Source organism: Pseudomonas sp. BNK-15 (assembly GCF_047456105.1).
Lineage (GTDB): Bacteria > Pseudomonadota > Gammaproteobacteria > Pseudomonadales > Pseudomonadaceae > Aquipseudomonas > Aquipseudomonas putida_E.
The window spans coordinates 850867-868379 of the sequence record NZ_CP179898.1 but is presented as its reverse complement, the minus strand read 5'-3'; the positions used below and the strand labels follow the sequence as shown (position 1 = coordinate 868379).

The following is a 17513-nucleotide window of genomic DNA, read 5'->3' as shown; positions in this document are numbered from 1 at the left end:
ATGCCTCATACCTTGCCTGCATTGCCCTATGCCTACGATGCGCTGGAACCGAACATCGATACCCAGACCATGGAAATCCACCACACCAAGCACCACCAGACCTACGTCAACGGCCTCAACGCCGCGGTCGAAGGTACCGAGTGGGCTGAATGGCCGGTTGAAAAGCTGGTTGCTGCGGTCAAGCAGTTGCCGGAGAACCTGCGAGGCGCGGTGACCAACCATGGGGGTGGTCACGCCAACCATTCGCTGTTCTGGAAGGTCATGTCGCCCACAGGCGGCGGCCAGCCACAGGGCCTGGTGGCCAAGGCCATCGAGGCTGAACTGGGTGGTTTCGAGGCGTTCAAGGAAGCTTTCACCAAAGCTGCGCTGACCCGCTTCGGCAGCGGCTGGGCCTGGCTCAGCGTGACCCCTGAGCAGAAACTCGTGGTGGAAAGCAGCGGCAACCAGGACAGCCCACTGATGCATGGCAACACACCGATCCTCGGCCTGGATGTGTGGGAGCATGCCTACTACTTGAAGTACCAGAACCGTCGCCCGGAATACATTGGGGCTTTCTACAACGTAATTGACTGGGCCGAAGTGGAACGTCGTTATCTCGAAGCCAGCCAGTGAGTCGGACCGGTATGCGCTCAGAGGTGATGTCGGTCAGTAGTGTGCGCCTTTTCCGGCTGGCGCTGGGTACTTTGCTGCTCTTGGTTGGCACAGCCCTGCTGGTGGCCCGGGGCATCGCCTGGCTGGACCTGGACCCACGCATGTTGCGTGCCCTTGAGGGCGGCGCATTGTGCGCGCTGGGAACAGCGCTGGGCGCGGTACCGGTGCTGGTGATTCGCAACATGCCGGTGGCCCTGGCCGATACCTTATTGGGTTTCGGGGCCGGTGTGATGCTGGCGGCCACCGCTTTCTCGCTGATCATCCCTGGGCTGGATGCCGCTCAGTCCATAGGTTTCAGCCCTTGGGGCGCGGGAGGCCTGATCAGTGCCGGTTTACTGTTCGGTGCGATGTGCCTGTTCGTGGTCGATCTGAAAGTCTCGGGTGCTTCGCCCGAGGCCTTGGTCGGCAACGAGAGGCAGCCGGTGATCGCGGCGCGAATCTGGCTGTTCGTGATCGCCATCATCGCCCACAACATTCCTGAAGGCATGGCTATCGGTGTGTCGGCGGGCGGTGGCATGGCCGACGCTGACAGCCTGGCCATGGGTATCGCCTTGCAGGATGTACCCGAAGGGTTGGTCATTGCGCTGGTGCTGGCAGGGGCGGGGATGCCGCGGTTCAAGGCGTTTCTGATCGGTGCGGCGTCGGGGTTGGTGGAGCCACTGGCAGCGGTGATCTGTGCCTGGCTGGTGAATGTCGCCGAATTGCTGCTACCGCTGGGCCTGGCCTGCGCGGCAGGGGCGATGTTGTTGGTGGTGACCCAGGAAATCATCCCCGAATCGCGCAGCAATGGGCATCACCGTTTGGCCAGCCTCGGGCTGTGCGTGGGTTTTTGCCTGATGATGGTGATGGATACGGCGATGTCTTGAATTGGCATTGCCGGCGATGAGGCCAGCCTGGATTTGGGGTGGCTTATTCGCCTTCGTCGAAGTAGTTGTTGATCAACGCTACCAGCGCTTCCAGCGCATCGTTGTCCTGCTCACCCTCGGTGTGCAGGTGCACCTGGGTGCCTTTGCCTGCCGCCAACATCATCACGGCCATGATGCTCTTGCCGTCCACCAGCTTGTCGGGTGCGCGGCCCACCCGCACCTGGCAGGGGAAGCGCCCGGCTACGCCGACGAACTTGGCGGCCGCCCGGGCATGCAGGCCCAACTTGTTGATGATGGTGATTTCGCGGGCGGGCATCGTGGTGCGGATCCTGTGGGCTAGAGGTCGCGGTGGCGGACCTGGACGTTTTTCAAGGACTGTTGCAGCAGCTGGCCGAGGCGCTCGGTGATGTACACCGAGCGGTGGTGGCCACCTGTGCAGCCAATGGCGATGGTGACGTAGGCGCGGTTGCTGGCGGCAAAGCGGGGCAGCCATTTGAGCAGGTAGGTCGAGATATCGGTAAACATCTCTTCGACATCCGGCTGCGCGGCAAGGTAATCGATAACCGGCTGATCCAGGCCAGAATGCTCACGCAGTTCGGGCTTCCAGTAAGGGTTGGGCAGGCAGCGTACATCGAAAACCAAGTCTGCATCGACCGGCATGCCACGCTTGAAGCCGAACGATTCGACCAGGAATGCGGTGCCGGGCTCAGGCTGATTGAGCAGGCGCAACTTGATCGAGTCGCGCAGTTGGTAAAGGTTGAGGCTGGTAGTGTCGATCTTCAGGTCGGCGAGGTCGGAGATTGGCCCCAACAGTTCGCTTTCCACGCGGATCGCTTCGGCCAGTGAGCGATCTGCATTTGTCAGCGGATGACGCCGGCGCGTTTCGGAGAAACGCTTGAGCAGCGTGTCCTCGTCGGCGTCGAGAAACAGCACATCGCACTGGATATGGCGGCCACGCGCTTCGGCGAGCAGTTCGGGGAAGCGTGACAGGTGGCTGGGCAGGTTGCGGGCATCAATGGACACTGCCACTTTCGGTTGCAGCAACTCTGTATGGATCAACGCGTTTTCCGCCAGCTGCGGCAGTAAACCGGCAGGCAGGTTATCGATACAGTAAAAGCCGTTGTCTTCCAGCACGTCGAGGGCGGTACTCTTGCCGGAGCCGGACCGGCCGCTGACGATGATCAGGCGCATGTTCAGTGCTCGTTCTGTGCGTCCAGGACTACCTGGTACAGGGCCTCGCTGCTGTTGGCGGCACGCAGGCGCTCGCGAACTTCCTTGCGATCCAGCATGCTGGCGATCTGGCGCAGCAGTTCCAGATGGGCGTCGGTGGCAGCCTCCGGCACCAGAAGGATGAACAGCAGGTCGACTGGCGCGCCATCGATGGCGTCATAGTCGATCGGAGCATCCAGGTGCAGCAGGGCACTGACGGGAGAGGTGCAGCCTTCGAGCCGGCAGTGAGGTATGGCGATGCCATTGCCGAAGCCTGTGGAACCGAGCTTTTCACGAGCGATCAGCTTTTCGAAGACGTCTTGCATCTCCAGCTCGGGTATTTGATCGGCAATCAGATTGGCGACCTTTTCCAAGGCGCGCTTCTTACTGCCACCCGGCACGTTCACCAGGGAACGGCCGGGGGTCAGGATGGTTTCAAGTCGGATCATGGATGAGGGGATCAGCGGGCGGCTGCACCTTGCAGCAGGCTTTGCTGTTTTTCCTTGTGTTTTTTCAGTTGGCGGTCGAGCTTGTCGGCCAAGGCATCGATCGCTGCATACATGTCTTCGTGTTCGGCGTTGGCAACCACTTCACCGCCTGGAATCTGCAGGATCGCTTCGACCTTCTGCTGCAGCTTCTCGACTTTCATGATGACCTGCACGTTGGTGATCTTGTCGAAGTGACTCTCCACCCGGGCGAGCTTTTCAAGCACGTAATCGCGCAGCGGCTCGGTGACTTCTACATGCTGTCCACTGATATTGACTTGCATACAGCTTCTCCTTTGTTGCCCGTGCATAAAGAGGCAGGTCTTGCACCTGCCCCACAAACGCTGTGGCAGATCCGAGGGGCTACATCAGTCGCTTGCGTTCGCTCGACGGTGCGATGCCGAGAGACTCGCGGTATTTGGCGACGGTGCGACGGGCTACCTGGATGCCTTGTGCCTCCAGTAAACCAGCGATCTTGCTGTCACTCAATGGCTTTTTCTGATTTTCCGCCGCAACCAGTTTCTTGATGATCGCGCGGATTGCCGTGGACGAGCATTCTCCGCCCTCGGAGGTGCTGACGTGGCTTGAGAAAAAGTATTTCAGTTCGTAGATGCCGCGTGGCGTGTGCATGAATTTCTGCGTGGTCACCCGCGAGATGGTCGACTCGTGCATGCCCACGGCTTCGGCGATGTCATGCAGTACCAGGGGTTTCATTGCCTCGTCGCCGTGGTCCAGGAAACCGCGCTGATGCTCGACGATCTGTGTGGCGACTTTCATCAGCGTTTCGTTGCGGCTTTGCAGGCTCTTGATGAACCAGCGTGCTTCCTGCAACTGGTTGCGCATGAAGGTGTTGTCTGCGCTGGTGTCGGCCCGGCGGACGAAGCCGGCATATTGCGGGTTGACCCGCAGACGCGGGATCGCTTCCTGGTTCAGTTCGACCAGCCAGCGATCGCTGTCCTTGCGCACGATGACATCGGGCACCACGTATTCCGGCTCACTGGACTCGATTTGCGATCCCGGGCGCGGGTTGAGGCTCTGAACCAGCTCGATGACCTGGCGCAGCTCGTCTTCCTTGAGCTTCATGCGGCGCATCAGCTGGCTGTAGTCGCGCCCGCCGAGCAGGTCGATGAACTCGGTGACCAGGCGCTTGGCCTCGGCCATCCATGGTGTGCTGGCCGGAAGTTGGCGCAGTTGCAGCAACAGGCACTCGCCCAGGTTGCGTGCGCCGACGCCTGCAGGCTCGAACTGCTGGATACGGTGCAGCACCGCTTCGACTTCGTCCAGTTCGATATCCAGCTCCGGATCGAAACCGGCGCAGATCTCTTCGATCGTGTCTTCCAGATAACCTTGGCCGTTGATGCTGTCGATAAGGGTGACTGCGATCAGGCGGTCGGTATCGGACATCGGTGCCAGGTTCAGCTGCCACAGCAGGTGGCTTTGCAGGCTTTCGCCGGCTGATGTGCGGGTGGTGAAGTCCCACTCGTCGTCATCGTTGCTCGGCAGGCTGCTGGCGCTGGTCTGGTAGATGTCTTCCCAGGCCGTGTCGACCGGAAGCTCATTGGGGATGCGCTCGTTCCACTCACCGTCTTCCAGGGTCTCGGCACTGGCGGTGCTTTCCTGAAAGCTGTTGTCCTGGACTTCGGCGGCCGGCTTGCTCTCGGCGTTATCCGCCATCGGGTCGCTGTTGTCGAAGTCTTCGCCGTCTTCCTGACGTTCGAGCATCGGATTGGACTCCAGCGCTTCCTGGATTTCCTGCTGAAGGTCCAGGGTAGAGAGCTGGAGTAGGCGGATGGCCTGTTGCAACTGCGGGGTCATCGTCAGTTGCTGGCCCATTTTTAGGACGAGCGATGGTTTCATGGCAGGGGCTAATACCTTGTTCGCCGGCGCGCATGCGCCATCCACTACACGAGGGCGCCGGAGCGCCAATTTCAAGCAAGTTTTATGCCTTAAATTGTAGCGTTTGCCTAGAGCACTGTAACAACTTAAGCCCATTCAAGGCTGTAAAACCAGTGCTCCAGGCGCGTCCCTGAATCAGAGTCGGAACTCGTGACCCAGGTAAACTTCCTTGACCAGTTCGTTGGCCAGGATGGTCTGCGCATCGCCCTCGGCGATCAGTTGCCCGTCATTGACGATATAGGCGGTTTCGCAGATATCCAGGGTCTCGCGGACGTTGTGGTCGGTGATCAGTACGCCGATGCCCTTGGCCTTGAGGTGGTGGATGATCTGCTTGATGTCACCGACCGAAATGGGGTCGACGCCAGCGAAGGGTTCGTCCAGCAGGATGAACTTGGGGGCGGTTGCCAGGGCGCGTGCGATCTCGACACGGCGACGCTCGCCGCCGGAAAGGCTCATGCCGAGGTTGTCGCGGATGTGGCTGATGTGGAACTCCTGCAGCAGGCTTTCCAGCTCCTTGCGGCGGCCCTCACGGTCGAGCTCCTTGCGGGTCTCGAGGATGGCCATGATGTTGTCGGCCACCGACAGCTTGCGGAAGATCGAAGCTTCCTGCGGCAGGTAGCCGATGCCGGCGCGTGCGCGCCCGTGCATGGGCTGATGGCTGACATCGAGGTTGTCGATGAGCACGCGCCCCTGGTCGGCCTGGACCAGGCCGACGATCATGTAGAAGCAGGTCGTCTTGCCTGCGCCGTTGGGGCCTAGCAGGCCGACGATCTGGCCGCTGTCGATCGACAGGCTGACGTCACGCACGACTTGACGCCCTTTGTAGCTCTTGGCCAGGTGCTGGGCTTTGAGGGTTGCCATTTACTCGGCCTTCTTCTTCGGCTGGATCACCATGTCGATGCGCTGACGTGGCTGGGTCACGTTGCCGCCGCGACCGGCGGTCGCAACCTGGGACTTGGTGTTGTAGACGATCTTCTCGCCTTCGGTGGTGTTGCCTTCGTTTTCGACCTTGGCGCGGTCGGTGAGAATCACGGTGTCCTTTTGCGCCTGATACTGGATGGTCACGGCCCAGCCTTTCATCTTGTCAGGCTTGGCGGCGCTCTGCTGCTGCTCGAAATAGGCCAGGTTGCCCACCGAAGTGACCACGTCGATGTCACCGTTGGCGGCGCGGGTCATGGTCACGGTATTGCCTTTGATCATCATCGAGCCCTGAGTGATGATCACGTCACCGGTGTAGGTGGCTACGCCTTGCTTGTCGTCCAGGTGAGCGTTGTCGGCCTGGATGCGGATAGGCTGGTCACGGTCGGTCGGCAGGGCGAAGGCGCTCGCGCTTCCCAGTGCTGCGCTCAGGCTGAGCAAAAGGGGGAGGGTTTTAACGAGCCTCATACTGTCCTCTTACGTTAGAGAGCAGGTCCATCCTGCCTTCTTTCAAATACGCTTTCATTCCTTTGCCCGTAGTTGTGCCACCGGCGCCGTCGATTCTAACGGCTTGCTCGGTCTGCGCATATTGCTTCTGCGGGAACACGGTCATGCGTGAGCTGGTAATGATGGTCTCACGCTGCTTCTCATCGGTGCGGGCCACGCGCACCTTGTCGATCAGTTCGACTTCGGTGCCGTCCGGGTTGACCTCGGCGCGCACGCTCTGTATGTGCCAGGGGTATTCGGTGCCGCGGTACATATGCAGGTCGGGCGTGGTCACCAGTGTGACCTCGGTGGCCTTGAGGTGTTCGACCTTGTCGGCGGTCATTTCATACTGCAGCTTGCCATCGGGCAAGAACTGTACGCTGTGGGCGTTGATCGCATAATAGTCGATCGCGCTTTCGTCGACCTGCGCTACCGGCTTGTCGAGGAAGCTCTCGGGGCTGACATTCCAGTAGCCTATTGCCGCCAGCAGGGCGGCGATCACCGCGAGCAGCGCAATATTGCGGGCTTTCTTGCTGAACATGGGCAACCTACAGGTAGTTGGCGTTGGCAGCGTCCAGGGTGCCCTGGGCCTGCATGATAAGCTCACAGAATTCGCGAGCGGCGCCCTCGCCGCCGCGTGCCTGGGTCACGCCGTCGGCATGCTGGCGAACGAAGGGCGCTGCATTGGCCACGGCGATACCCAGGCCGACCTTGCGAATGACCGGCAGGTCGGGCAGGTCGTCGCCCAGATAGGCGACCTGCTCATAGCTTAGGCCCAGTTCGGCGAGCAGGCCGTCGAGCACCACCAGTTTGTCTTCGCGGCCCTGAAACAGATGCGGGATGCCGAGGTTTTTTGCGCGACGCTCGACCACCGGGGTTTTGCGCCCGCTGATGATTGCCGTGGTCACGCCCGAAGCCATCAGCATCTTGATGCCTTGGCCGTCGAGGGTGTTGAACGTCTTGAATTCGCTGCCATCTTCGAGGAAGTAAAGGCGGCCATCGGTGAGCACACCGTCCACATCGAACACGGCAAGCTTGATGGCCTTGCCGCGCTGCATCAGGTTCTGGGTCATTTGCGTCGTTCTCATTTACATCACGCCTGCGCGCAGCAGGTCGTGCATGTTCAGGGCACCGACCGGGCGGTCGTCCTTGTCCACCACCACCAGGGCGCTGATCTTGTGGTCTTCCATGATCTTCAGTGCTTCGGCGGCGAGCATCTCGGCGCGGGCTGTCTTGCCGTGCACGGTCATGACCTGGTCGATCAGGGTAGTGTGCACGTCGATGTTGCGGTCCAGGCTGCGGCGCAGGTCGCCGTCGGTGAAGATCCCGGCCAGCGTGCCGTTCGCTTCGGCGACCACGGTCATGCCCAGGCCTTTGCGGGACATTTCAAGGAGGGCGTCCTTGAGCAGTGTGCCACGTTGTACCTGGGGCAGTTCGGTGCCAGCGTGCATGACGTTCTCGACCTTGAGCAGCAGGCGGCGGCCCAGTGCGCCACCGGGGTGCGAGAAGGCGAAGTCTTCTGCGGTAAAGCCGCGCGCTTCGAGCAGGGCAATGGCCAGGGCGTCGCCCAGCACCAGTGCTGCCGTGGTCGATGAGGTGGGCGCCAGGTTCAGTGGGCAAGCCTCATGGGCGACACGGGCATCGAGGTTGACCTCGGCGGCCTGGGCCAGCGGGGAGTCGGGGTTGCCGGTCATGCTGATGAGCTCGATGCCAAGGCGCTTGATCAGCGGCAGCAAGGTGACGATTTCGGCGGTGCTGCCGGAATTGGACAGGGCCAGGATGATATCGCCGCGGGTGATCATGCCCATGTCGCCATGGCTGGCTTCAGCCGGATGCACGAAAAACGCCGGCGTGCCGGTGCTGGCCAGGGTTGCGGCGATCTTGTTGCCGATATGCCCAGACTTGCCCATGCCGACCACCACGACGCGGCCCTTGCTCGCCAGGATCAGCTCGCAGGCCTTGACGAAGTTGGCATCGATGCTGGCCGTCAAACCTTGTACGGCCTCGATTTCCAGGCGCAGGGTGCGCTGGGCGGACTGGATCAGCTCACTGGATTGGCTCATGTCGAAAAGCAATGCCTGATGAAAAGGCGGCGATTATAGCCGCAATGGAAGAAAGCCTCACCCTTTCGATTGTGCAATGAAAAGACATCGAAGCCTGTCGCTGGCCTGAACGACTCGCTCCATGGCCTTGGGGCCACCCTGTCAGCGGTGCTATAGTTCGCCGCTATTCGGCCCGCCAGGGGCGCGTGTGTCTTCAAGATGAGGGCCGGCGTCCATTAGGACATGGCTGTACTAGCAAGGAGTCTAGATGAGTGTGGATAGCGCCTACGCGGTCGAGTTGAAGGGCGTCACCTTCAAGCGCGGTTCGCGCAGCATTTTCAGCAATGTCGACATACGCATTCCGCGTGGCAAGGTCACCGGCATCATGGGGCCGTCGGGTTGCGGCAAGACCACGCTGTTGCGCCTGATGGGCGCGCAGTTGCGTCCGTCCATTGGTGAAGTATGGGTTGCCGGGCAGAACCTGCCGAGCCTGTCGCGCAGCGACCTGTTCGATGCGCGCAAGCAGATGGGAGTACTGTTCCAGAGCGGTGCCCTGTTCACCGACCTCGATGTGTTCGAGAACGTTGCCTTCCCGCTGCGCGTGCACACCCAGCTGTCGGACGAGATGATCCGCGACATCGTGTTGATGAAGCTGCAGGCCGTGGGCTTGCGTGGTGCCATCGACCTGATGCCCGACGAACTGTCCGGAGGCATGAAACGGCGCGTGGCGCTGGCCCGGGCGATTGCGCTGGATCCGCAGATCCTCATGTATGACGAGCCGTTCGTCGGCCAGGACCCGATCGCCATGGGTGTACTGGTACGCCTGATCCGGCTGCTCAATGACGCGCTGGGTATCACCAGCATCGTGGTATCCCACGATCTGGCCGAAACCGCCAGTATCGCCGACTACATCTACGTAGTGGGTGACGGCCAGGTGCTGGGCCAGGGCACGCCCGATGAGCTGATGGGCTCGGACAATCCGCGTATTCGCCAGTTCATGAAGGGCGATCCGGACGGCCCGGTGCCATTCCACTTCCCTGCGCCTGACTACCGCGCCGATCTGTTGGGGGCGCGTTGATGCGCAGAAAATCCTTGCTTGAACGTATCCGCCTGTTTGGTCGCTCGGCGATCGACGTGCTGGCCGTGCTCGGGCGTTCCTGCCTGTTCCTGTTCCATGCACTGGTCGGCCGTGGCGGCATCGGCGGCGGTTTTCAGCTGCTGACCAAACAGCTGTATTCGGTGGGCGTGCTGTCGCTGGCGATCGTCGCGGTGTCCGGTGTGTTCATCGGCATGGTGCTGGCACTGCAGGGTTACAGCATCCTGACCAAGTACGGCTCCGAGCAGGCGGTGGGGCAGATGGTCGCCCTGACCCTGCTGCGCGAGCTGGGCCCAGTGGTTACCGCACTGCTGTTCGCGGGCCGGGCAGGTTCGGCGCTGACCGCCGAAATCGGCAACATGAAGTCCACCGAGCAACTGTCGAGCCTCGAGATGATCGGTGTCGACCCGCTCAAGTACATCGTTGCGCCACGCCTGTGGGCCGGTTTCATTTCGTTGCCGCTGCTGGCGCTGATCTTCAGCGTGGTCGGCATCTGGGGTGGCTCGTGGGTCGCTGTGGACTGGCTGGGCGTCTACGAAGGCTCGTTCTGGGCCAACATGCAGAACAGTGTTTCCTTTACCGACGACGTGCTCAACGGGCTGGTCAAGAGCCTGGTGTTCGCCTTCGTCACGACCTGGATCGCCGTATTCCAAGGGTATGACTGCGAGCCCACCTCAGAAGGGATCAGCCGTGCCACCACCAAGACCGTGGTTTATGCCTCGTTGGCTGTACTGGGTCTGGACTTTATTCTGACCGCCTTGATGTTTGGAGATTTCTGATGCAAAACCGCACCCTGGAAATCGGTGTCGGCCTGTTCCTTCTGGCCGGGATCCTGGCGTTGCTGCTGCTGGCCCTGCGTGTCAGCGGGCTATCGGCCAGCCCGAGCAGCGATACCTATAAAGTTTATGCCTACTTCGACAATATCGCCGGTTTGACGGTCAGAGCTAAAGTGACCATGGCCGGTGTGACGATCGGCAAGGTCACCGCCATCGATCTGGACCGTGATTCCTACACCGGCCGGGTGACCCTGCAGCTGGACGGCAAAGTCGACAACCTGCCGACGGACTCCACTGCTTCGATCCTGACCGCCGGTCTGCTTGGCGAGAAGTACATCGGCATCAGTGTCGGCGGTGAGGAAGAGGTGCTCAAGGAAGGCGCAACCATCCATGACACCCAGTCGGCGCTGGTACTGGAAGATCTGATTGGCAAGTTCCTGCTCAATACCGTGGGCAAGGAACCGAAAGAAGCACAACCGGCTAATTAAGGAGTTTCCATGATTTCGATCCTGCGACGTGGCCTGCTGGTCCTGCTGGCGGCCTTTCCCCTGCTGACATTCGCAGCGCCCGGGCAGTCTCCGCACGATGTGGTGCAGGGCACGACCAATGAATTGCTGGGTGACCTCAAGTCCAACAAGGAGCAGTACAAGTCCAACCCGCAGGCCTTCTACGAGGCGCTCAACCGCATCCTTGGCCCGGTGGTCGATGCCGACGGTATTTCGAAAAGCATCATGACCGTGAAGTACTCGCGCAAGGCCACGCCTGAGCAGATGCAGCGCTTCCAGGAAAACTTCAAGCGCAGCCTGATGCAGTTCTATGGCAACGCCCTGCTGGAATACAACAACCAGGGCATTACCGTCGACCCGGCCAAAGCTGATGACGGCAAGCGCGCCAGCGTCGGCATGAAGGTGACTGGCAATAACGGTGCCGTCTACCCGGTGCAGTACACCATGGAAAACCTGGGTGGCGAGTGGAAGGTACGCAACGTCATCGTCAACGGTATCAACATCGGCAAGCTGTTCCGCGACCAGTTCGCCGACGCCATGCAGCGTAACGGCAACAATCTGGACAAGACCATCGACGGCTGGGCCGGCGAAGTGGCCAAGGCCAAGCAGACTGCCGACACTTCGTCTGACAAGGCTGTGCAATGAGCGAGGGCGGCGTGAACATGGCCGAACCGGGCGTGTTGCGCCTGGTCGGTGTGCTGGACTACCGCAGCGGCCCGGCCTTGCGCAAGCAAGGCAAGGCGCTGGTCGAAGCTTCCCGCGAGCCCCGCCTGATAATCGATTGCACGGCGGTGGAGAAGTCTTCCAGTGTCGGGCTGTCGCTGCTGCTGGCGTTCATCCGCGATGGCCAGGCCGGCGGCAAGGCATGCGAGGTCCGCGGGATGCCCGACGACATGCGGGAAATTGCCGAGGTCTATGACCTCGATGAAGTGCTGGCGGGCTGATGGCTTGCCACTGATGGAGGCCCCTCGGTCAGCGCACGCCCTCGGTGGGCTTCGCAGGCGAGGGGCTTTTTTGTATGATGGCCGACCCGTGCGCATCGGGCGCCGATTGAGGTTGAGCATGCAGGCTGTAGAAGTTAAGAGCTTCCTTGAAGAAAAATTGCCGGGATCCCGGGTCGAAGTTGAAGGCGAAGGCTGCAACTTCCAGTTGAACGTGATCAGCGACGAGTTGGCTGGCCTGAGCCCGGTCAAGCGTCAGCAGGCGATCTATGCTCACCTTAATCCCTGGATCGCCAACGGTAGCATCCATGCGGTAACCATGAAATTTTTCAGCAGCGCAGCCTGGGCTGAGCGCACCTGAGCCAACTTGGCGGCGAGACTCCAATGGACAAACTGATTATTACTGGCGGCGCTCGCCTTGACGGCGAGATCCGCATTTCGGGCGCGAAGAACGCGGCCCTGCCGATTCTGGCAGCGACCCTGCTGGCTGACGGCCCGGTCACCGTGGGCAACCTGCCACACCTGCACGACATCACCACCATGATCGAGCTGTTCGGCCGCATGGGCATCGAGCCTGTGATCGACGAAAAGCTGGCGGTGGAAATCGACCCACGCACCATCAAGACCCTGGTCGCACCTTACGAGCTGGTCAAGACCATGCGCGCCTCGATCCTGGTGCTTGGCCCGATGGTTGCCCGTTTCGGCGAGGCCGAAGTGGCCCTGCCAGGCGGCTGCGCCATTGGTTCGCGCCCGGTCGACCTGCACATCCGCGGCCTGGAAGCCATGGGTGCAAAGATCGAAGTCGAAGGCGGCTATATCAAGGCCAAGGCACCTGAAGGCGGCCTGCGCGGTGCGCACTTCTTCTTCGATACCGTCAGCGTGACCGGTACCGAAAACATCATGATGGCTGCTGCCCTGGCCAAGGGCCGCAGCGTGCTGCAAAACGCCGCACGCGAGCCGGAAGTGGTCGACCTGGCCAACTTCATCAATGCCATGGGCGGCAACGTGCAAGGCGCGGGTACCGACACCATCACCATCGATGGCGTCGAGCGTTTGCACTCGGCCAGCTACCGCGTCATGCCCGACCGTATCGAGACCGGTACTTACCTGGTTGCAGCTGCCGTGACCGGTGGCCGCGTCAAGGTCAAGGACACCGACCCGACCATCCTTGAAGCCGTGCTGGAAAAGCTCAAGGAAGCGGGTGCCGACCTGACCACCGGCGAGGACTGGATCGAGCTGAACATGCATGGCAAGCGGCCAAAAGCCGTCAACCTGCGTACCGCCCCGTACCCGGCGTTCCCGACCGACATGCAGGCACAGTTCATCTCGCTCAACGCCATTGCCGAAGGCACCGGCGCGGTCATCGAGACGATCTTCGAGAACCGCTTCATGCACGTGTACGAAATGCACCGCATGGGCGCGCATATCCAGGTCGAGGGCAACACCGCCATCGTCACGGGCGTGCCGGCACTCAAAGGTGCACCGGTCATGGCCACTGACCTGCGTGCTTCCGCCAGCCTGGTGCTGTCGGCGCTGGTCGCCGAAGGCGATACCTTGATCGATCGCATCTACCACATCGACCGTGGTTACGAATGCATCGAAGAGAAACTGCAGATGCTGGGTGCGAAGATCCGTCGCGTACCGGGCTAGTGCCTCGTCGGCGCAAGGATGCGCCCATTGAATTGAACACGGCCGGGTCGATGACCGGGTCGGTTGTAGCCGCTTAAGGACCGACGTTCCAATGTTGACCATCGCGCTTTCCAAAGGCCGCATCCTCGACGATACCCTGCCATTGCTGGCCGAGGCCGGTATCGTGCCGACCGAGAATCCGGACAAGAGCCGCAAGCTGATCATTCCAACCACCCAGGAAGACGTGCGTCTGCTGATCGTGCGCGCCACCGACGTGCCGACCTATGTCGAGCATGGTGCCGCCGACCTCGGTGTGGCGGGCAAGGACGTGCTGATGGAGTACGGCGGCCAGGGCTTGTATGAGCCGCTGGACCTGCAGATCGCCCGCTGCAAGCTGATGACCGCAGGCGTGGTCGGTGCTCCCGAGCCCAAGGGCCGCTTGCGGGTTGCCACCAAGTTCGTCAACGTAGCCAAGCGCTACTATGCCGAGCAAGGCCGCCAGGTCGACATCATCAAACTGTACGGTTCGATGGAGCTGGCGCCGCTGATCAACCTCGCCGACAAGATCATCGACGTGGTCGACACCGGCAATACCCTGCGCGCCAATGGCCTGGAGCCTCAGGACCTGATCGCCACGATCAGCTCGCGCCTGGTGGTCAACAAAGCATCCATGAAGATGCAGCATGCCCGCATCCAGAGCCTGATCGACACCCTGCGTCACGCTGTCGAAACGCGACACCGCGGCTGACTCGAACGCGCGACCTCTGCTGTCGCGCCCGTCTATCCGCGTCATAGCCACTTTTCTCGGGTGCCCGCGCGGATGGACTGGTAGCCTAGGGCGCCTGAGCATTCGCTAATAATCGAGGCCCTCGCCATGACCGTGTCCACTGCAATTGCCCGTCTCAACGCCGCTGATCCGGATTTCGCCCGACATCTGGATCATCTGCTGAGCTGGGAAAGTGTGTCCGATGACGCGGTCAACCAGCGCGTGCTCGACATCATCAAGGCCGTGCGCGAGCGCGGCGATGCGGCGCTGGTGGAATTCACCCAGCGTTTCGATGGTGTAAGCGCTACGTCCATCAACGACCTGATCCTTGGGCGTGAACGTCTGGAACTGGCCCTGACCCGCATCACCGACGCCCAGCGTACCGCCCTGGAGAAGGCCGCCGAGCGCGTGCGTATCTACCACGAGCGGCAAAAGCAGGACTCCTGGCAGTACACCGAGGCCGACGGTACCGTATTGGGGCAGAAGGTTACCCCGCTCGATCGCGCCGGCTTGTATGTACCTGGCGGTAAAGCGTCCTATCCGTCGTCGGTACTGATGAACGCCATCCCGGCCAAGGTCGCGGGCGTGGCTGAAGTGGTCATGGTGGTGCCTACGCCGCGCGGTGAAGTCAACGAGCTGGTCCTGGCTGCAGCCTGCATTGCAGGTGTCGACCGCGTGTTCACCGTCGGTGGTGCCCAAGCGGTCGCGGCCCTGGCATATGGCACCGAGAGCGTGCCACAGGTAGACAAGATCGTCGGCCCAGGCAACATTTACGTGGCCACCGCCAAGCGTCACGTGTTTGGCCAGGTGGGTATCGACATGATTGCCGGCCCTTCGGAAATCCTCGTGGTGTGCGACGGCCAGACGGACCCCGACTGGATCGCCATGGACCTGTTCTCGCAGGCCGAGCACGACGAAGATGCCCAGGCCATTCTGGTCAGCCCGGATGCCGAATTCCTCGATCGCGTGGCTGCCAGCATCGACAAGCTGATGCCAACCATGGAACGCGCCGAGATCATCGAGAAATCGATCAATGGCCGGGGCGCGTTGATCCAGGTGCGCGACATGCAGCAAGCCATCGAGGTGGCCAATCGCATTGCCCCCGAACACCTGGAGCTGTCGGTCGCCGATCCGCAGGCCTGGCTGGGGCAGATCCGTCACGCGGGCGCGATCTTCATGGGCCGTCACACCAGCGAAGCGCTCGGCGACTACTGCGCCGGCCCCAACCATGTGCTGCCGACTTCCGGTACCGCGCGTTTCTCGTCGCCACTGGGTGTTTATGACTTCCAGAAGCGTTCGTCGATCATCTTCTGCTCCGAGCAGGGTGCATCCGAGCTGGGCCACACTGCCTCGGTCCTGGCCCGTGGCGAGTCGCTGACCGCCCACGCCCGCAGCGCCGAATACCGTATCCTGACCCAAGACAAGGGGAACTGAGCATGAGTCGATTCTGGAGCCCCTTCGTCAAGGACCTGGTGCCTTACGTCCCCGGGGAGCAGCCCAAGCTGGCCCGGTTGGTCAAGCTCAATACCAACGAAAACCCCTATGGCCCGTCGCCCAAGGCGCTGGAGGCCATGCGCGGCGAGCTGAACGACAACCTGCGGCTGTACCCGGACCCCAATGGTGACGGGCTCAAGCAGGCGGTAGCCGAGTATTACGGTGTAACCACTGGGCAGGTGTTCGTAGGCAACGGCTCGGACGAGGTGCTGGCGCACATTTTCCACGGCCTGTTCCAGCACGGCGGCCCGCTGTTGTTCCCGGACATCAGCTACAGCTTCTACCCGGTCTACTGCGGCCTGTATGGCATCCCGTTCGAGCCTGTGGCGCTGGATGAACAGTTCCAGATCCGTGTCGAGGACTACCAGAAGCCTAACGCCGGGATCATCTTCCCCAACCCGAATGCGCCGACCGGTTGCCTGTTGCCGCTGCAGGCAATCGAGCAGTTGTTGCAGGCCAACCGCGACTCGGTGGTGGTGGTCGATGAAGCCTATATCGACTTTGGTGGCCAGACGGCTATCAGCCTGGTGAACCGCTACGACAACCTGCTGGTGACCCAGACCCTGTCGAAGTCGCGCTCGCTGGCGGGCCTGCGGGTTGGCCTGGCGGTAGGGCACCCGGACCTCATCGAGGCGCTGGAGCGGATCAAGAACAGCTTCAACTCGTATCCACTGGACCGCATGGCGATCGTCGGTGCCGCTGCGGCATTCGAAGACCAGGCGTACTTCGAAGACACCTGCCGCAAGGTGATCGACAGCCGTGAGGCACTGGTGGAGCAGTTGACTGCCAAGGGTTTCGAGGTGCTGCCATCGGCGGCCAACTTCATCTTCGCCCGCCACCCGCAGGAGGATGCGGCGCAGCTGGCGGCACGTCTGCGTGAGCAAGGTGTGATTGTGCGCCACTTCAAGCAACAGCGGATTGCCCAGTTCCTGCGTATCACCATCGGTACGCCAGAAATGAACCAGGCGCTGATTGATGCGCTGAGCTGATATCCAGTGGGGCCGCATAGCGGCCCCACTGGTTTGGCCGGCGCGGTGATTTGATCTGCCCCCCACGCTGGCTTAACATACGCAAATTCGTCGGATGATTGGTTGATTAGGCATGGGCAGTGAATTGACCAAGCGATCCTTGGTAGAGCTCGCGGTGGAGCGCATGCGTGAGCGCATCCTCCAAGGTGACTGGCGGGTAGGGCAGCGCCTGCCCACCGAGCCGGAGCTGGCTTTGGAGTTGGGCATCAGCCGCAATACCGTGCGTGAGGCCATGCGCGTGCTGGCCTTCAGCGGCCTGGTGGAAATCCGCCAGGGAGACGGCAGTTACCTGCGTACTTGCCAGGACCCACTGCAGGCGGTGCAGGCAATGTCCCGCTGCACGCTGGAGCAGGCGAGGGAAACGCGGCACATCCTCGAAACCGAGGCGATAGGCCTGGCAGCACTGCGGCGTACCGATGACGACTTGCATGCCCTGCGCATCGCGCTAAAAGGCAGCGCCGAACATTTTCATGGTGATGTGGATGCTTATATCAGTTGCGACCTGGCGTTCCACCAACGCCTGATCGACGCTGCACACAACCCGGCGCTGAGCGAGTTGTACCGCTATTTCTCGGGTGTCGTGGCTGCCGCGTTGCAGCACAACATGGCCACTGTCCCGCGCTGTCAGGCCACTTTCGATCTGCATGGCCAGATCCTCGACGCCATCGAACAACGCGATCCGGAGCGGGCCAAGGGCCTGAGCCGGACCCTCATCGAATCCTGA

The 17513-nt window shown here is 61.5% G+C and carries 23 protein-coding genes; 13 read left to right on the top strand and 10 right to left on the bottom strand.

The annotated features are described in order from the left end of the window. Both ACMGF5_RS03945 and ACMGF5_RS03940 read left to right on the top strand, forming a co-directional pair. On the top strand, positions 1 to 612 hold the full coding sequence (locus ACMGF5_RS03945; protein ID WP_046784447.1) for a superoxide dismutase: 612 nt from the start codon (positions 1 to 3) through the stop codon (positions 610 to 612). Positions 613 to 623: 11 nt separating this feature from the next. Next, positions 624 to 1517: a ZIP family metal transporter gene (locus tag ACMGF5_RS03940; RefSeq protein WP_039602462.1), complete on the top strand. Its 894-nt coding sequence runs from the start codon at positions 624 to 626 to the stop codon at positions 1515 to 1517. 43 nt (positions 1518 to 1560) lie between these two features. On the opposite strand, the gene ACMGF5_RS03935 is transcribed toward ACMGF5_RS03940, so the two are convergent. From ACMGF5_RS03935 to ACMGF5_RS03890, 10 genes are all read right to left on the bottom strand, one after another. Beyond that, positions 1561 to 1833: an HPr family phosphocarrier protein gene (locus ACMGF5_RS03935; RefSeq protein ID WP_046784446.1), complete on the bottom strand. Its 273-nt coding sequence runs from the start codon at positions 1831 to 1833 to the stop codon at positions 1561 to 1563. A 20-nt stretch (positions 1834 to 1853) separates the two neighbouring features. Next, positions 1854 to 2708 (bottom strand): RNase adapter RapZ, encoded by an 855-nt coding sequence (gene rapZ / locus ACMGF5_RS03930; RefSeq protein WP_012316078.1) that lies wholly within the window; start codon positions 2706 to 2708, stop codon positions 1854 to 1856. Between the two features lie 2 nt (positions 2709 to 2710). Then, entirely contained in the window at positions 2711 to 3175 is a 465-nt protein-coding gene (gene ptsN / locus ACMGF5_RS03925; RefSeq protein WP_039602459.1) for a PTS IIA-like nitrogen regulatory protein PtsN, read from the bottom strand. A gap of 11 nt (positions 3176 to 3186) precedes the next feature. Then, positions 3187 to 3495: a ribosome hibernation-promoting factor, HPF/YfiA family gene (gene hpf, locus ACMGF5_RS03920; RefSeq protein ID WP_012316076.1), complete on the bottom strand. Its 309-nt coding sequence runs from the start codon at positions 3493 to 3495 to the stop codon at positions 3187 to 3189. A gap of 79 nt (positions 3496 to 3574) precedes the next feature. Further along, positions 3575 to 5068: an RNA polymerase factor sigma-54 gene (locus ACMGF5_RS03915; protein ID WP_039602457.1), complete on the bottom strand. Its 1494-nt coding sequence runs from the start codon at positions 5066 to 5068 to the stop codon at positions 3575 to 3577. Positions 5069 to 5242: 174 nt separating this feature from the next. Then, entirely contained in the window at positions 5243 to 5968 is a 726-nt protein-coding gene (lptB, locus tag ACMGF5_RS03910; RefSeq protein WP_046784445.1) for an LPS export ABC transporter ATP-binding protein, read from the bottom strand. Beyond that, entirely contained in the window at positions 5969 to 6493 is a 525-nt protein-coding gene (gene lptA, locus ACMGF5_RS03905; protein WP_012316073.1) for a lipopolysaccharide transport periplasmic protein LptA, read from the bottom strand. Next, positions 6480 to 7052 (bottom strand): LPS export ABC transporter periplasmic protein LptC, encoded by a 573-nt coding sequence (lptC, locus tag ACMGF5_RS03900; protein ID WP_039604820.1) that lies wholly within the window; start codon positions 7050 to 7052, stop codon positions 6480 to 6482. The genes lptA and lptC overlap by 14 nt, the downstream gene beginning before the upstream one ends. A gap of 7 nt (positions 7053 to 7059) precedes the next feature. Then, entirely contained in the window at positions 7060 to 7584 is a 525-nt protein-coding gene (locus tag ACMGF5_RS03895) for a KdsC family phosphatase (RefSeq protein ID WP_039604821.1), read from the bottom strand. 15 nt (positions 7585 to 7599) lie between these two features. Continuing rightward, positions 7600 to 8574: a KpsF/GutQ family sugar-phosphate isomerase gene (locus tag ACMGF5_RS03890; RefSeq protein WP_046784444.1), complete on the bottom strand. Its 975-nt coding sequence runs from the start codon at positions 8572 to 8574 to the stop codon at positions 7600 to 7602. Between the two features lie 247 nt (positions 8575 to 8821). Between ACMGF5_RS03890 and ACMGF5_RS03885 the strand changes: the two genes are divergently transcribed. From ACMGF5_RS03885 to ACMGF5_RS03835, 11 genes are all read left to right on the top strand, one after another. After that, positions 8822 to 9631, top strand: coding sequence for an ATP-binding cassette domain-containing protein (locus ACMGF5_RS03885; protein ID WP_039601753.1), 810 nt, complete (start codon positions 8822 to 8824; stop codon positions 9629 to 9631). Further along, positions 9631 to 10428 carry a lipid asymmetry maintenance ABC transporter permease subunit MlaE gene (gene mlaE / locus ACMGF5_RS03880; protein WP_012316068.1) on the top strand — a complete coding sequence of 266 codons (798 nt, stop codon included), beginning with the start codon at positions 9631 to 9633 and terminating at the stop codon, positions 10426 to 10428. The genes ACMGF5_RS03885 and mlaE overlap by 1 nt, the downstream gene beginning before the upstream one ends. After that, a complete protein-coding gene (gene mlaD, locus ACMGF5_RS03875) occupies positions 10428 to 10913 on the top strand; it encodes an outer membrane lipid asymmetry maintenance protein MlaD (RefSeq protein ID WP_012316067.1) in 486 nt (161 codons plus the stop codon). Before mlaE ends, mlaD begins: the two co-directional genes overlap by 1 nt. A gap of 9 nt (positions 10914 to 10922) precedes the next feature. Beyond that, the gene (locus tag ACMGF5_RS03870; RefSeq protein WP_046784443.1) at positions 10923 to 11576 is read left to right on the top strand and encodes a phospholipid-binding protein MlaC; all 654 of its coding nucleotides are present in this window, start codon (positions 10923 to 10925) and stop codon (positions 11574 to 11576) included. After that, on the top strand, positions 11573 to 11875 hold the full coding sequence (locus tag ACMGF5_RS03865) for a lipid asymmetry maintenance protein MlaB (RefSeq protein ID WP_039601751.1): 303 nt from the start codon (positions 11573 to 11575) through the stop codon (positions 11873 to 11875). The genes ACMGF5_RS03870 and ACMGF5_RS03865 overlap by 4 nt, the downstream gene beginning before the upstream one ends. Before the next feature lie 118 nt (positions 11876 to 11993). Then, the gene (locus ACMGF5_RS03860; protein WP_003255121.1) at positions 11994 to 12233 is read left to right on the top strand and encodes a BolA family protein; all 240 of its coding nucleotides are present in this window, start codon (positions 11994 to 11996) and stop codon (positions 12231 to 12233) included. A 23-nt stretch (positions 12234 to 12256) separates the two neighbouring features. Next, on the top strand, positions 12257 to 13522 hold the full coding sequence (gene murA / locus ACMGF5_RS03855) for a UDP-N-acetylglucosamine 1-carboxyvinyltransferase (protein ID WP_012316064.1): 1266 nt from the start codon (positions 12257 to 12259) through the stop codon (positions 13520 to 13522). A 91-nt stretch (positions 13523 to 13613) separates the two neighbouring features. Continuing rightward, positions 13614 to 14249, top strand: a complete 636-nt coding sequence (gene hisG / locus ACMGF5_RS03850; RefSeq protein ID WP_115273946.1) for an ATP phosphoribosyltransferase — start codon at positions 13614 to 13616, stop codon at positions 14247 to 14249. A gap of 126 nt (positions 14250 to 14375) precedes the next feature. Further along, on the top strand, positions 14376 to 15701 hold the full coding sequence (hisD, locus tag ACMGF5_RS03845) for a histidinol dehydrogenase (RefSeq protein ID WP_046784441.1): 1326 nt from the start codon (positions 14376 to 14378) through the stop codon (positions 15699 to 15701). A 2-nt stretch (positions 15702 to 15703) separates the two neighbouring features. After that, positions 15704 to 16750, top strand: coding sequence for a histidinol-phosphate transaminase (gene hisC, locus ACMGF5_RS03840; protein ID WP_414157577.1), 1047 nt, complete (start codon positions 15704 to 15706; stop codon positions 16748 to 16750). A gap of 112 nt (positions 16751 to 16862) precedes the next feature. Further along, positions 16863 to 17513: a FadR/GntR family transcriptional regulator gene (locus ACMGF5_RS03835; RefSeq protein ID WP_115273948.1), complete on the top strand. Its 651-nt coding sequence runs from the start codon at positions 16863 to 16865 to the stop codon at positions 17511 to 17513.

What these genes read in the sequence shown, in the direction of transcription:
- lptB (WP_046784445.1), bottom strand. Translation starts at nt 5,968, where the DNA reads ATGGCAACCCTCAAAGCCCAGCACCTGGCCAAGAGCTACAAAGGGCGT.
- hpf (WP_012316076.1), bottom strand. Translation starts at nt 3,495, where the DNA reads ATGCAAGTCAATATCAGTGGACAGCATGTAGAAGTCACCGAGCCGCTG.
- hisD (WP_046784441.1), top strand. Translation starts at nt 14,376, where the DNA reads ATGACCGTGTCCACTGCAATTGCCCGTCTCAACGCCGCTGATCCGGAT.
- mlaD (WP_012316067.1), top strand. Translation starts at nt 10,428, where the DNA reads ATGCAAAACCGCACCCTGGAAATCGGTGTCGGCCTGTTCCTTCTGGCC.
- ACMGF5_RS03935 (WP_046784446.1), bottom strand. Translation starts at nt 1,833, where the DNA reads ATGCCCGCCCGCGAAATCACCATCATCAACAAGTTGGGCCTGCATGCC.
- ACMGF5_RS03895 (WP_039604821.1), bottom strand. Translation starts at nt 7,584, where the DNA reads ATGACCCAGAACCTGATGCAGCGCGGCAAGGCCATCAAGCTTGCCGTG.
- ACMGF5_RS03870 (WP_046784443.1), top strand. Translation starts at nt 10,923, where the DNA reads ATGATTTCGATCCTGCGACGTGGCCTGCTGGTCCTGCTGGCGGCCTTT.
- mlaE (WP_012316068.1), top strand. Translation starts at nt 9,631, where the DNA reads ATGCGCAGAAAATCCTTGCTTGAACGTATCCGCCTGTTTGGTCGCTCG.
- lptA (WP_012316073.1), bottom strand. Translation starts at nt 6,493, where the DNA reads ATGAGGCTCGTTAAAACCCTCCCCCTTTTGCTCAGCCTGAGCGCAGCA.
- ACMGF5_RS03890 (WP_046784444.1), bottom strand. Translation starts at nt 8,574, where the DNA reads ATGAGCCAATCCAGTGAGCTGATCCAGTCCGCCCAGCGCACCCTGCGC.
- ptsN (WP_039602459.1), bottom strand. Translation starts at nt 3,175, where the DNA reads ATGATCCGACTTGAAACCATCCTGACCCCCGGCCGTTCCCTGGTGAAC.
- hisC (WP_414157577.1), top strand. Translation starts at nt 15,704, where the DNA reads ATGAGTCGATTCTGGAGCCCCTTCGTCAAGGACCTGGTGCCTTACGTC.
- ACMGF5_RS03885 (WP_039601753.1), top strand. Translation starts at nt 8,822, where the DNA reads ATGAGTGTGGATAGCGCCTACGCGGTCGAGTTGAAGGGCGTCACCTTC.
- ACMGF5_RS03915 (WP_039602457.1), bottom strand. Translation starts at nt 5,068, where the DNA reads ATGAAACCATCGCTCGTCCTAAAAATGGGCCAGCAACTGACGATGACC.
- hisG (WP_115273946.1), top strand. Translation starts at nt 13,614, where the DNA reads ATGTTGACCATCGCGCTTTCCAAAGGCCGCATCCTCGACGATACCCTG.
- murA (WP_012316064.1), top strand. Translation starts at nt 12,257, where the DNA reads ATGGACAAACTGATTATTACTGGCGGCGCTCGCCTTGACGGCGAGATC.
- ACMGF5_RS03945 (WP_046784447.1), top strand. Translation starts at nt 1, where the DNA reads ATGCCTCATACCTTGCCTGCATTGCCCTATGCCTACGATGCGCTGGAA.
- lptC (WP_039604820.1), bottom strand. Translation starts at nt 7,052, where the DNA reads ATGTTCAGCAAGAAAGCCCGCAATATTGCGCTGCTCGCGGTGATCGCC.
- ACMGF5_RS03865 (WP_039601751.1), top strand. Translation starts at nt 11,573, where the DNA reads ATGAGCGAGGGCGGCGTGAACATGGCCGAACCGGGCGTGTTGCGCCTG.
- ACMGF5_RS03940 (WP_039602462.1), top strand. Translation starts at nt 624, where the DNA reads ATGCGCTCAGAGGTGATGTCGGTCAGTAGTGTGCGCCTTTTCCGGCTG.
- rapZ (WP_012316078.1), bottom strand. Translation starts at nt 2,708, where the DNA reads ATGCGCCTGATCATCGTCAGCGGCCGGTCCGGCTCCGGCAAGAGTACC.
- ACMGF5_RS03860 (WP_003255121.1), top strand. Translation starts at nt 11,994, where the DNA reads ATGCAGGCTGTAGAAGTTAAGAGCTTCCTTGAAGAAAAATTGCCGGGA.
- ACMGF5_RS03835 (WP_115273948.1), top strand. Translation starts at nt 16,863, where the DNA reads ATGGGCAGTGAATTGACCAAGCGATCCTTGGTAGAGCTCGCGGTGGAG.